This window comes from Cupriavidus sp. SK-3 (genome assembly GCF_000611145.1).
Classification (GTDB): Bacteria; Pseudomonadota; Gammaproteobacteria; order Burkholderiales; family Burkholderiaceae; genus Cupriavidus.
Window position 1 is genome coordinate 1 of record NZ_JFJV02000082.1, and the last position, 13689, is coordinate 13689.

The following is a 13689-nucleotide window of genomic DNA, read 5'->3' on the forward strand; positions in this document are numbered from 1 at the left end:
AATGGAGCGCGATATCGCAAAAAAAGCCGCGGCATACTTTGCGCAGGACGTGTTGCAAGGTATGCCTGGATTTACCAAGTGAGAAAGCACTGGCCAGTGAGTATCTCGTGCGAGGTGCTGGGCGTGAGCGCCAGCGGCTATTTCGCTTGGCGCCAACGGCAGTCAACCGGCCCCGGCTCTGGTGGACGGCAGAGCGATGAGGCCGTGCTGGCCCACCTGCGCGCCATCCATGCCGAGGTCAAGCAGGAATACGGTTGGCCGCGCATGCATAAGGAGCTGCTCGCGCGCGGCGTCAGGGTGGGCAAGGAGCGGGTGCGTCGCCTGATGCAGCGGCATGGCCTACGCGCGCGCACCAAGCGTAAGTTTGTCGTCACCACTGACAGCAAACATAACTTGCCGGTGGCCGCCGACCTGGTGCAGCGCAGGTTCACCCCTGATGCCCCCAATCAGCTCTGGAGTGGAGACATCACCTATATCGCCACCGATGAGGGGTGGTTGTACCTGGCCGCGGTCATTGACTTGTTCAGCCGTCAGGTAGTGGGCTGGAGCATGGCGCCACACATGCAGACCAGCCTGGTCCAGGACGCCTTACGGATGGCCTGGTTCCGGCGCCGCCCGGATCAGGGGGTGATCTTCCACAGTGACCGTGGCAGCCAGTATTGCAGCCATGAGTTCCAGCGCACCATGCGCGACTGGGGCATGCGCTCGTCCATGAGCCGGAAGGGGAATTGCTGGGATAATGCGCCGACTGAAAGCTTCTGGGGACGGCTCAAGACTGCCAGTTTGCACGGAAGGAAGTTCGCCACCCGGCGCGAGGCCATGGACGCGGTGCTCGACTGGATAGCATTCTATAATCACCGACGGCTGCATTCCACGCTGGGTTACCTCAGCCCCATGCAATACGAGCAACGCTGGCATGCCGCACAGCGTAAAAAGGCCGCATAACCCGAGAGCTAAGAGCTACACAAAACAGGGGCAACATCACCTGATCGAGATGGCGTGGTCCTGGATCCGCTACCAGCCAGAGAGCGCACTGACGCATTGGTTCAACCAGCGCACCCAGAGCACAGGCCCGAACCGAAGGGCCCGACGGATTGCGATCGTCGCGGTGGCACGACGTCTCGCGATTGCGATGTGGCGCTATCTGAAGGATGGCGTGATCCCCGAAGGGGCACAACTGAAGCCGGCTTAATCCATTGAGGTTTGGAGGAAGATGCAGGGATGGTGATACGCAGTCCATACAGCCTGAAGTGGCCGGATGCTCTTGCGCCCGCTCATTTGGGGCCTCCCCAAGTTTTGCACGCTCTTCGTCACGTCGGCGCGAGGCTGTCCGATCAAGAAGTGGGGTGCCAGCCCGATCGCGCAGGCGCTCCAGAGCGGTCTGCGCTGCGTTACCGTCAGACAGGGACCCGGGACCCGTCGCGAAATAGACAAATGGCTTCGGCATTGTGTGCAAATTATCGGCATTTCATTTAAGTACACAACTTCGCATGGCTCGGATTTATAAATGACGATTCATGTTGAAAATCAATCACTTGGCGCCGTTTCGTGCCGATGGTATTGCGCGGAGTTGAGAGCGACCTGACCGTCCGCTCGAAGGAGATTTGGTGATAGCAGACGAGATCAGAGCCTGGAGGCTAGCTAGGCTCGCCTCCGACCAGTGTCCTGGATTGACTAGTTGCCAAAGTACGCCTCGTAGGTGCGCCGAGCTGGCCAACGCCGGCGGCGGCTCCGGACTGTCCGGCGTGGCAATCAGTGCGAAGATCGGGCGTGACCACGCTCGCGACGGTTGTCAATTGTGCTGCAAGGCATTCCTGAATGCGTGGATCGATTCGCATGGCGTATCCACTGTGACCTCTTACGTCGGACCGTCAGCTCCTCGGGGCAAAACGCCTCGCATTGTTTGCACCGACTCACCCCTCCCATCCAATTAAAGATACCAATAAAGCACTTTCCCGCATGAAAGTGCAAACATGGCCAATGACCTCAGATACGTTTCAGCCATCTTCGCGCCCGCATCTTTGCAGCGGTGGGCTGGGTTGAACTCACTTGGGGTGCCGGGCTGGTGCGAATCGCTCCTTCAATTCGTCGACAAGTGCACGCCGTTGAGCCGGATCGAGCAGCGTGATTTCGAATGACACCTTCCCGGAATCCCAATCTTTCAACACCCCAAGCGGCTTGCCGTCGGAGTCGATGAGACGATGCTGGCGGGACGTCTCCTTCTGCTTACGGGCAGGCTTGGACTCATAACGTGCGCGGGCCTCTTCTACATCCCGGCAAAAGGCCTGTTCGTCGGCAATTCTAGTCGCCATTGCACCGGCTACGGTGCTGCCCGCGACCTTCTCCAGAAGAGTGAGTTGATACAGCGTGGAAAGGGCAAACGCCTCCGGCTTCTCCCGCACTATCTCGAGCACAGGCTCCGAGAGTTTCATGATGGCCAGGGTCTTATTGATATTCGGCAGTGACATCCCCGTTACTTCAGCAATCGCCGACTCGTTTGGGTAGACGCCTTGGTCAATCAACGATCTCCAAGCCAACGCATTATCCAGGGGAGATTGGGCCTCCCGCTCTGCATTCTCCTTGTAAGAGAGTTGATAGAGTTGCTGATCACTCAAGTTAGGGTGTACCAGCAAGCGCATACTCTGAATGCCAGCAACCTTAAGCGCCTTGAAGCGATAGTGCCCACCGGCGAGGACACGGCGGCCGTCCCGAATCGTTGCAATCCCTGGGACCAGCTGACCGTCGGCCCGAATGCTCTCAGCCAACTCGTGGACCCGTTCAGGGCGATAGAGTCTACGGGCATTGAACGGGTTGTCATCAATCAGACCAAGGTCCGCTTCTTCATAGTACGGACCACACTGCTCTTCCACCGCTCTGGTCACAGTTGCGACTGTTTTCGCTGCGACTTCCCCGGCCCCATCATGCTTAAAGTTTGGCGTCAATACCTCGGCCGAATTGGGGGGGATGACAACGGCCCTCTCGGGTTGCTTTTCAGCAAATCCGTTCGGTTGGCGTTCAACAAGAGCCTGGGCACGCGCGAAACGGTCTGGCGGCGGCGCCGCTGTGACAGCCTTGTTAGCCTGTTCACGCATCATTTCGAGCTTGCTCTTCCCCATTATGCGACCTCCCGTTGCTTGTTCATGCTGCCCTTGCCTTTCACTGGCTTGCGCGTCAACTCAATACCCAATTTGCCCAACACAACCTTCGCTAGTTCCTCAACTTCTTTGGCTGCAGCGGAAGATCCAGACAGTCCATGCACTGACAGACCAAACATCTGCGACTCTCCATAGGCATTTCTTTGCTGGAGTCCGGTCTCGAGTAGGGGAATGCCTTGATCCTCCTGCAAGATTTCCGTGCAAGCCTTGAAGACATTTCCACGCCTGGCCATTGACGGCACGCAGAAGGTCTGCAGATCCGGATTTTCTTCGAGGGCACGCCTAGCGAGTTCCTTGGCTTCTCGGCTCGCCCATACGTTGTCCATAAGTGGAATCACTGGAATCAACGCGAGATCGGAGATGTTCAGCGCAGCCCACGGGATCGAGGATTCGATGGCTGGAGGGCAGTCGATCAGTATGATTTCGTGATTCTCCGCGTGCTTCGCAATCTCGCCGATCAATTTTTCGCGCAGTGGTGCAAGGCTAATGACCGTCGCGGGAAACGGCTTATCCTGAGATGCCTGCCCCGCCCAAATCGTACTGGTTCCTTGCTTGTCCATGTCGACCAGCATCGTCCGGTGCCCGCGCAGAGCAAAACTCGCGGCAAGCTGCATCGACACCATAGTCTTGCCGCAGCCCCCCTTCTGGTTGAAAACGGTCACGATCTTTGCTGGCATACACTCCCCAAGAAATACAACATAAATAAAAAATACTGGGCACGCAGAACTTTAACTTGCTTCGAACTGTGATAGGCATTTTCACGCATAAAAGCCAGAAGTTTATGAAGGATGCGTTGCCTGCCGACAACAGGAAGATGGTTGCGTATGGTTCCCCTTAGATCCCGGCCGCCCACCCTTCCTCGCGCTTTCATGCATGAAAGCGGGTCAGAAGTTCAGGCGTCATCTTTCAAGCATGAAAGTGCGGAGCCTGAGGACCAGCACGCAATAAAGGCTTGTGACGTAATTTCGTACTCCCGCTGCACAGATGCTGACGGCCGGCTTTCAAGCATGAAAGCTCCCACTTACCGGCGCAAAGGAGGCCGCCGCCTCTCATTCCTGCCTCGGGACGTCGGTTTCGATTTAACCGCCGATGCATTGCATGTCAGAAAGACGGTAAGCGATTCGTGCAACCCTCAGGTACGCAACACCCGTACCGAGCCCAGCCCCCCCGGCAAGACGCCCCTACTTTCATGCGTGAAAGTGGACAAGAAAGGCCACGTCTCCGCATCACGTAAAGCGGCAGCATCGCCAAAAGCTTCCCTCAGCGGGGTTTCGAATCCGACTTTCGAGCGGCGGTCATCATCGCCCTCATCATTCTTTGCGGGATCATTAGTTACTAACTTGAGGCTCGACCAGGTCCAGGCATGGAAATCGTCGGCCGCATCTGCAACAGAGTAAAGATGTTGCCTTTGATTGGTTTATGTCAATAAATAATAAATTTATTCATGAGAGGGGCTGACTTTCAAACATCAAAATCCTGGCTTCGACGATTTGCTGACGGCTTAAAAGTAGACAACGACGCCCGCGCGTGGGATCAGCGAAGCCGCCGTCACAGCAAGCAAGACTTTCATGCTTGAAAGTACACCCGCACAACAACAGATATGTCTGACGCGTGCCTAAGAGATTTTCATCCGAAACGGTTCAAAGCTCGCGGCCAATCCCGAGCGGACTTTCCTGCTTGAAAATGTGTCACTGCGGTTCTCTACTGAGGGCTCTAGTCTCTCAAATCCAAGAATATTTGGAGTACGCATGGGAGTAGTGAGTGCCACGGTAAGGTGCCTATCTTCTACGGATTAAATATGATTGATAATTTTATATATTGTATATGCATTTAGAACTACATGTGCTCAGAACAGTATGAGCGCGCTTTCACGCGTGAAAGCGCATTGTGCTGCGGTTCTGCTGCGTTAGTAGTACAAACTGCCGGCGGGTTGAAATCTAACAATGAACTCTGGCGTTTGGTCATATTCCGGTCGGCATAAGCATTGTGCTTCAAATAAATGACCGGCTGACTAGCCAAACGCAGACTCGGCTGGTGGCGCGTCAAGGCTGGGTGCGCCGCCAAAGGCGAAATAGGACGGCTCAGGCCCGTGGCTCAAGAACCAGGTCCGCGCCAAACCGGAACTCAACAGCAGGAAGCCTCCCCAACTCCTGGAACAGAGCGTTCACATTTGCGCATTCAAGGTACTGCGATGGAACAAGCTTCCCGTCAGGGCCTCCGCATCACAGTTCGCACGAGCGTAGTCAATGTGGCCGCACCAACCCGAGCAATTGGGCCTCGCAAGGTGTGTTTGTCTGCCAATGCTGCGACTTGCCGCGCCAACGCGGACCACAATGCGAGCCAGGTGATTCGCGACCGGGGCGTGGGACCGCTCCTGTCGGGATAATTCTCGACCAAGGGCAGGAAGAAGGGGATACGCCTCAGAACCACGATACGGGCAGGATGATCCGAGCCGGGGTCCGTAGGTATCCCGAGGGAGACTTGAATGAGGCACCGGAGGGCACTGCCCCGAGCACGATTCGCTGTACCCCGAACCCCTGCCACAAGCCGAAGGCTTCGGGGCGGGAGTATTCATCACGAAGGGCACGAGCCGGCGAAGCAGCGCACGTCACACTGCTGTCGGCCATTCGCGATCAGTTCGTACTCAAAGGCCTAGAGTCATAGCAAAGGACTGATCGTAACAGCAGCTGAGGCCCCAGCCATGAATGGCTCCTCCGCCAGCCCCCTGAAGGCTGGCCCTTGCCCGGTTCCCTATCAAGCCTCCCAACTGGAGAGCAACTCCGAGATACTAGACCGGAAAGAAATCACGCAAGAAATGGGGGCGTTTATCGAAACTCACCGTTTGCAAGGACGCCCAGCGTGCAGATTGCATTTCCGGGGCCTGTGCAGATCTCACAGAGCTCCGACTCGGAGCAAGAGACTCAATACCGTGCCGCCGCTGCTTATGCTCCTGTTCCGCGAATTTCAAGATCACTGAGAGGAAGCTCGAGCCAAGCCGGACTTGCTCAGGACGTGAGCCGGAGCAGCTAAGGTGTAATTGATTGGCGCATCAGCACGGTGTTAGCTGATCAGTTCGGCGGTAGATGCCCGGCCCATGAAAGAACCAAGCTCCAGGCGTAGGGCAGAGTGCCCAAGGATCTCTATTTCGTCAGGCACAGTTTTGACCTTCACGCGCTTCGCGGCGATCTTGAAGGTGGCTTCCTTTTGCAGCGCTTTGCGCACTCGTGCCCGTGCATCTTCGCCCAGGTCAAGGTAAGCCGCGATGCCAGCCTCGGCCTCGCTCTCCGCGGTCCTTGTCAGCTTTCGTTGCGCTTCGGTGGTCTCAGCAATCGGCTCGGCCACAGTCAGCTTAGGTGCGCCCGCATTTGCCATCTGCACTTCGATCTCGCTAAGTCGTAAATTGTCGCGGATCGCCTTCATCAGGTACATCGCTGGCGCCTTCACCTTGCCACTCTTCACGCGGAAGCGCGTCAATTCGATTGCGGCTTTAATGCGTTCATCGGTATATTCGTCCCGGTTCTCCACCAACTCGTCCAGATGCTTCTTACTAAGACCAAAACCTTTGACCAGAGTCTCATAGAGGTCCTTCAGTTCGTGAGGCGAATTGAAGTCGAGCACAAGCTTACCGGCGGCGTTGTCCCGCAACTTGAACCGAAGCGCGGCAACGCGGCGAGAGCCTTGTGCGTTCTTCGTTTCAAACTCAACGTGCAAGTCGGTCAGCTCATTAATCTGCTTGATACCCTTGTCAAGAACCTGGCGCTTGAACTCTTTATATTCAGTGAGCGACTTGACCGAGTCGGCATTCACCCAGCGTCGTATCTCGTCCAGAGGAATCCACTCCGTGGTTCCCATGAATCGCAGGGAGCTCAAGCGTTCGTAGAGAATGTAGGCGTAGCTGAAGAGCGCCGCCGACATCCGCAACGATAGATACGTGTAGCGCTGAGGATCCTTCAGTTGTCGGTGGATCATCTCGTCAACCTTGAACGTGATCCTGCCGCCAGCAATCGCGACAGGCCCGAGCAAAGGTATGGAGGCCCACTGAGGATCGCCGCCTTTGCTGCCCTCAACGGTCACCTGCACCGATGACTGTTGGCACTCACGCAGCACCTTCTTGAGGTGAGTGATGTTGTTCGACTTCTCGTACTTGGCGAGCCACTTGAAGTAGCCTAGATCAAGGTCATAGTGGGTCTGGTCCGGCCGCTCCGACACCTCGAGCCAAAGCGCGTTGATCGTTCGGCGTGCCAACAGGCTCAGCGTGGTAACGTCAATCAGGACATTGGTCTTTCGGTACCCGATATCGCGTGGCGAATCGGTAATTGCGCTGTCAGATCCAAGTTGCTCTCGCACGGCAGTGAAGATGTCGAAGCCGAGCTGCTCCGGCGTCGTTTTCCTCACGATGTTTGCCATGCTTTCCCTCGTCCCTCAACGTCAATGGACGTTACTATCGTGGCTAAGGTGTAATTGGTCAAGTTAACAATGCCACCATGGTCAGCCGTTGGTTGGTATGCGGCCCAGAGCGAAATTCCCAAAGTGGTATGCATTGGTGCGAATCTGCTCTTGAGCGCGTGTTCTCACCATTACCTGACCGAACGCGCGCATTGACTATGCCCGACCAACTAATAACACCTTCGCTACCAACCGATATCACCATAGAAATCATGGGAAGGCGGCAAAGCGAACTACAGCGCGGGTTCCAGGTACTTATCCACAGCCCTGACCAATGAACTACACCTTGCACCAACTGTTAACGCCTTAGCACCAATCAATTACACCGCGGCGCACCAAAGGTTTACACGTTAACGTACCAATCAATGCCACCTATCAACCAATCACTATCACCTCGTTACCAAAGGTTAACGCTTTACTTATCGTAACCGTTTGATTTAGAAGGGAAAAATAGGTCATGTAATAGCTGTTTGTTTACAAGCAAGAAAGCTTGCTAGCAAGTGATGGGAGCAATACAACTTCGACCCACCGTTGCTCCCCTAACTCGCCACGATCCTCTATCTATGCCCACCTGACGGATGCAGAGCCGTTTTTAGCTGAACATCGCTGGGATCTTTCCTCAGGTCCGAAGCCCGACAACCCTTATGGCATAACGCTCTCTGGGCGATGACCGATTTCTAAGGTGTAGTCGATTGGTGTGGTTTCCTGTCGTTGGCGTTGGCGCAGTACAGCGTTCAGGGAGCGTTCAGGTGGACAAACACCGAGATCCTCAAGGTGTAACCCATTGGTGCAAATCCGGCTCGTGCATAGCTTTGCTCGGCTAAAAGTGACGACAAAGCTCCAAAAAAGACACCCCCAGTAGCGTCGATCAGTGCTCGACGCCAGCCTTCACCCTTTCAGGCACCAACGAATACCACCTTAGCTCGTGTTCGTGCGTGCAAAATTTCTCGGAAAGCCTTACTGGTAGCACTTCTGAAGGTCTCAACACCAATGGATATCACCTTTACTCCTGGATCGAGCAGCATCCGCGGCGTCGGCCCGAACTCTTCGAGCTTTACCTAACTGGAATGAACCAGGGGACAGGGTACATTCGTTCGCGCGAGCCGCCAACGGAGATCCAACAAGGCTCGCATGGAGGCCACTCCGGCGCAAGCTGTGCCATCAAGGGATCGGGCAAGGCGGCAGCCGCTGGTCCGGGCGTCAACGCCAGTGCCAAGCTAGCCGGCAAGTCGCCAGCGAGTTCGCCTTGCAACGTGTAATCGATTGGTACCGGGAAGACGAGGCAAGGTGGTAGTGATTGGTATGCTTGTCGAACGTACTGACTTTCTCAAAATGACGCCCTCCTCGCTTAGTCCGTGGGCTTTTCGTTAGCCTCGAACATTAGGGCAACGAGCCAAGGTGGCATTCGTTGGTGTGCACACGCCAGGGGAGCCTCGCAAAGAGTGTCATTTATTGGTGTGATTTGCGCGCCGGTGGCCTAGGTGACGCAGGAGCAAGGTGGTATCCGTTCGGTCCGTTCGTGTCGGAGCGACGAGCCTCGGGGTCCCTATGGTGTAAGTGATTGGTTTGGCGCCAGTGGCGCAAAAAGAACGATTAGAAGAATAGGGGAAGTATGTAACCTATTGATTATTTTGACAAAAAATTGAAGTCAGTGTCGCTCTATCGCCTCTTACTGCCCAAAGTGGCAGTGATTGGTGGCACCCTAAAGCAACGGCGACACTAAGGTGCTATCCATTGGTGCCGCCTAGCTCCGACGGTGTAATCGATTGGTACAGCTAGCGATTCGCCAGCCTACTTCGTGTTAATTCTAAGATTGAACTTATAAGTCATTGATATAAAAAGAATATAGGTGACCGGAATGGAACCGCAATGCACCAACCACTACCACTTTGCCGCGGGTAAGAGAGCGTTGACGGTCCCTCGGAGGTGCGCGACGGTCGTCAGATCTACCAAGCGGTACCACCTTAGGTCCCGTTTCAAGTTGATTGATAGGTTATATAAGAGTTACAGCGGTAGCAGTCACTCGCAAAAGTGAATTGACGTCGCCCAGAATAGGCCAGCGGTTCACCAACGGATACCACCATAGCGCAACGGATCCTTCCGCGAACGCCCAGGAAGCATGCGAATCTGTACCAATCAATGACACCTTAGACATCTTGTAGCCGTCAGAATGAGAGTCACCACTAACATCGCCGCGCTACTACCACCAATCGATATCACCTTGGCTCCTTGGCCGATGCCCGTTCTCTGCGAATGCGTCAGGCCGAAAGTCTCGTCACATTCGGCCGTAGGCGAGAGTAGGCCGTTTTGAGGCGATAGTGCCAGTCGCTGGCACTCGCAAAGGCTGGCCGATTCCATAGTGAGGAATTCAAGCGACGGCCGGCGGCCGCTGCGTGTGAGCCTTGGATCTCGGTATCGCAGCTGGCGCGCGAGCGCGGCATCAGCGCGAACATGCTGTTCACGTGGCGCCGGCGCTATCGAGCGCAACAGCGGCAGGAAACTGTCCCGTCAGCACCTCGAATGCGTTGGCCGCCGTACAACCCGACTAATTCTGCCGTTCGAGCGCGTTCCTGCGCCGCGACGGTGGGGCATCTCACACCCCACGGCTGCAAACTGCGCCTACGGAACCCTATGGACTACGGTTATGGGAGGGAAACACTATCCGCATCGGCCGCGCCCTTTTCAAGTTGCGCTTCTATCCGGTTGCAGCGCTCCGCCTCGTCCGCATCCCGAGAATCGCCCGGGCCGTGTCAAGGCCTCCGGAGAAAACGCGAGGGGAGGGCCGGGGTTCGCTCATTTGCGGCTGCGGTTCAGCCGACCTCCTAGCGTCCCGTTCGGCTGCCTCCCCGACCAGCCGAGCGATTTCCTCCAGACTATCGAGAGCTCGCTGGTGAGTGGCCGAAGATGATGTACCGTCCCTTCGAATGACGAGGACGGACACTTCGTCCACCGAGAGTGCGGTGCCGTCGTCTCTGACCACGCTCACACCGCGGAGTGCGGTGGCCAACTCGGCGACACGGGAGAGACGCGCGGCTTCATTCTGTGCCGCCTCACGGGCGATTAGCACTTCCTCGGTGCGCTGCCTTGCCACAAAGGCAAAGTCGGTCCTTTTTGCCAGCAACGCGGCGAGGTAGGCAAAGAGTTCCCTGCCGCTCAGCTTGGATAGGGCGTCTTGAACGACCTGCACCACATCGGATAGCCGGTGGCCAGCGAGTTTGGCACGCTTCATCAGATGGAACAGGCCGGATAGGGACAGATTGTTTTGCGTGACCAACCAAGCTAGCTCCGAAGGCACAGCTTTGCCCTGCACGCGAATGAACGGGCTTGCCCCTGGCGACTGTTTCTTCGAAGAAGATTGTTGAGGGGGTGAGTTAACGTCTCTCACCGGTGCGAGAGTGGGTAGGCCGAGGGCGGGTACCCGGTCCAATACGTCCGGGATCCTTTCTATGGTAACCATTTCGCGGGACGGGTGAACTGACGCAAGGCCAAGATTCCGAATGGCTTGTCCAGAAAGCCTGATTCGACCAAGGACCTTCAGCGTATATCCGGTCTGCCTTTGTTCCTCCCGCTCGATCAGGCCGACGCGCTCTAGGGCCGCGAGGCAACGATAGACGGTCGCCTCGCTAAGCCGAAGCCGCTGTGCGATCGTGACCTTCTTCATGAAGATCCAGTCCGCTGGATCTTGCTGTTTCACGCCGTTACGAACCAGGCAGGCGAGAATCTGACGCTGCGTCTGCGTCAACGCATACTCATGCAACGCCTCATAGACGCGCACGAGCGCGTTGGCAATCTTGCTTGGTAAGTAGTGTGGTCCGGAGTCGCTTGCGCCGTGGGCAGCAGGATGTGCGCTGCCCACGGCGCAAGGATGCGCGGCACCATTGCCGATAGGCGAGCGCCGCCCATCGGCTTCCATGGTTCGAATCATGTTCAGCCGTTCTATGCAAAAAAACTTGTGAAGGCGTTGACAGGACCCGAAGGCTTTCCTAGACTTTGCACTCAGTGGGAGGTGCAGGCTGGTACGCCTTTTTCGGGTTCCGGCAACTTCCGCAGAAGCCAGGACTGCAATCCTGGCTTTTGTTTTTTAGGGTGGACCTGTCATGCCAGTCCCGCCTCGATCACGAACCGCGACGTAGGGTTCTTCTTGGCCGTACTGAGTGCCAGCCAATCACGCGCACGAGTCATCCCGACGTAGAACAAGCGTCGTTCCTCGGATTCGGAACTGCCTTTCTCATCTGGAATAACCGTCTCCTCCACACGGATGACGACGATTCCATCCCATTCAAGGCCCTTTGACGCGTGGATGGTGGTGAGCACCAATGCATTCGGTACGGGCTCGTTGTTCTGTCGGCGCAGGAATTCCAGCCGGTCAGAGAACGTGCCATTGAGCCGAGAGAGCACGTCATAGGTCGTGGTGATCGCTCGCCTGGCTGGGTCTGCCTTGGCGTGTTGGGCCATCCACTCATGCACGCCTTCGAGGACCAGGGAGTAGAACTGCCGGTCGCAGAGGGTGCGCCATTCGGCCAGCCGCTTCATCAGGTCGCGGTATCGCTCGGCGGTTTCCTCCGACACGCCGAACCCGACCAGTTCCTTCTTCTGTCGTTGTTCCAGCGCCGGCCCCATCTTGCTGTGCAGCAGCCGCAGTTCCTGGGCGCCCACGCCAGCGAAGCCCAGCAAAGCGTCCAGCCCGTTGGTCTTTACCTTCTGGATGATTTCCAGCAGGTTGCACATCAGTGCTGCCTCTGGCCGACTTAGTATGGACTTTCCGGAGGCGCGGTAGTACTTCACGCCATGCGAGCGGCACACGGCTTCTACAGGGTCGAGGATGCGGTTCGTACGCGCCAGGATGGCGGCGGAGTTCCCCTCACCCAGGCTCGGCGCGAGCGCCTCGATGGCGGCAACGGCCTCCGCATACTCATCGTCGTAGCGGTTGAACTTCACGATGCCGCCGGGACCTTTCTGCGCCACCAGTGTCTTAGGGATGCGGTCGCGATTGTTCTGGATCACCTTGTCGGCGGCGGCCAGGATCTCGGCCTTGCACCGATAGTTGCTGCCAAGCACCACGGGCTGGGCGTCGAACTGACGGATGAACGATTCCATGCCTCGATAGCCCAACGCGCTCCGAAATCCGTAAATCGACTGGTCATCGTCGCCCACCACCGTCACGATCGAGCCTGCCTGTGCGTGCAGGGCGACCCATTGGTATTGCAGCGGGTCGGTGTCCTGGAACTCGTCGACCAACAGATAGGTGAAGGGATAGGGCTTGAGGGCGCCACGCTGCAAGCCTTCCACCGCCAGCCGCAGCATGTCCTGGAAGTCGATCTTAGCGTTGCGCTCCAAGCCATGCTGGTAGGCCTGGTAAAGGCGCGCCTCATGGGTGCCGTCCTGCACGTTTCCGAAATTGGTCTTGATGACCTCGATGGCGGCAATCGCATCCTCGATCTTCCAGTCCAACTCCGCTTCTTCCAGCGCCTGGCCCAACAGCACCATCCGGTCGCCGTCCGTGGCGATATCCGGGCGCTCACCGCCATCGCCGCCCAATTGCTTGTACGACAACGAATGGAAGGTGCCGGCCACCAGGCGCCGCTTGGCACCTGCGCCCGCCAGCGCCAGAATGCGGTCGCGTAGCTCCACCGCGGCATCCTTGCTGAACGTCACCGCGCCGACCGTGGCATTGGGCTCGGCCAGCAGAATCGCGGCCTTGGTGGCAATGGTCTTGGTTTTGCCGGCACCGGGGCAGGCGACGGCGACACAATGCCGGCGCAACTCCACCACTTCGCGCTGGGCAGGATTCAGTTCATCCAGCATGGGCAGATCGTTCCGAGGGGAGGTAGATCACTTCAATATGATCCTCGTCGCCGCGCCAGTGAATACCGTCGTCGTCGCGGATCACGAGACGGCCGTTGCTGCTGTCATGCGCGATGACAACCCCTTCGCCGAACGAAGTTAAGTCGGTCTGGAATTCCACCCTGGCGTTCGTCAAGTCCATATGGTTTTAGCCTGTCAATCGGTCGGTGTTTCGGGATGGATGCCGCCCGCGAACAGGAGGGGCGGCACGTCACGTTCAGACGCCGCGCACTGTGGTCATCAG

At 57.0% G+C, this 13689-nt stretch carries 6 protein-coding genes and 3 pseudogenes; 3 read left to right on the forward strand and 6 right to left on the reverse strand.

The window, feature by feature from the left end; translation table 11 throughout:
* Both CF70_RS08765 and CF70_RS34640 read left to right on the forward strand, forming a co-directional pair.
* Positions 1-945 (forward strand): annotated as a pseudogene (locus CF70_RS08765) (IS3 family transposase); the annotation flags it as partial.
* 40 nt (positions 946-985) lie between these two features.
* Positions 986-1192 (forward strand): annotated as a pseudogene (locus tag CF70_RS34640) (IS110 family transposase); the annotation flags it as partial.
* A gap of 853 nt (positions 1193-2045) precedes the next feature.
* Here the strand turns inward: CF70_RS34640 and CF70_RS08770 are convergent.
* The 3 genes from CF70_RS08770 to CF70_RS08780 all read right to left on the reverse strand — a co-directional run bounded on the left by CF70_RS08770 (position 2046) and on the right by CF70_RS08780 (position 7562).
* Positions 2046-3116 carry a ParB/RepB/Spo0J family partition protein gene (locus CF70_RS08770; RefSeq protein ID WP_051648167.1) on the reverse strand — a complete coding sequence of 357 codons (1071 nt, stop codon included), beginning with the start codon at positions 3114-3116 and terminating at the stop codon, positions 2046-2048.
* A complete protein-coding gene (locus tag CF70_RS08775) occupies positions 3116-3832 on the reverse strand; it encodes an AAA family ATPase (RefSeq protein WP_063830442.1) in 717 nt (238 codons plus the stop codon). Before CF70_RS08775 ends, CF70_RS08770 begins: the two co-directional genes overlap by 1 nt.
* Positions 3833-6215: 2383 nt before the next feature.
* The gene (locus CF70_RS08780; protein ID WP_035863138.1) at positions 6216-7562 is read right to left on the reverse strand and encodes a replication initiation protein; all 1347 of its coding nucleotides are present in this window, start codon (positions 7560-7562) and stop codon (positions 6216-6218) included.
* A gap of 2367 nt (positions 7563-9929) precedes the next feature.
* On the opposite strand from CF70_RS08780, the pseudogene CF70_RS38560 reads away from it, so the two are divergent.
* Positions 9930-10100 (forward strand): annotated as a pseudogene (locus CF70_RS38560) (transposase); the annotation flags it as partial.
* Positions 10101-10296: 196 nt separating this feature from the next.
* Here the strand turns inward: CF70_RS38560 and CF70_RS37560 are convergent.
* From CF70_RS37560 to CF70_RS08795, 3 genes are all read right to left on the reverse strand, one after another.
* Positions 10297-11526 carry a helix-turn-helix transcriptional regulator gene (locus CF70_RS37560; protein WP_235184953.1) on the reverse strand — a complete coding sequence of 410 codons (1230 nt, stop codon included), beginning with the start codon at positions 11524-11526 and terminating at the stop codon, positions 10297-10299.
* 170 nt (positions 11527-11696) lie between these two features.
* Positions 11697-13406, reverse strand: a complete 1710-nt coding sequence (locus tag CF70_RS08790) for an ATP-dependent helicase (RefSeq protein ID WP_035863139.1) — start codon at positions 13404-13406, stop codon at positions 11697-11699.
* Complete coding sequence (locus tag CF70_RS08795) at positions 13396-13587, reverse strand: hypothetical protein (RefSeq protein WP_035863141.1); 192 nt, start codon at positions 13585-13587, stop codon at positions 13396-13398. Before CF70_RS08795 ends, CF70_RS08790 begins: the two co-directional genes overlap by 11 nt.
* Positions 13588-13689 lie beyond the last annotated feature (102 nt).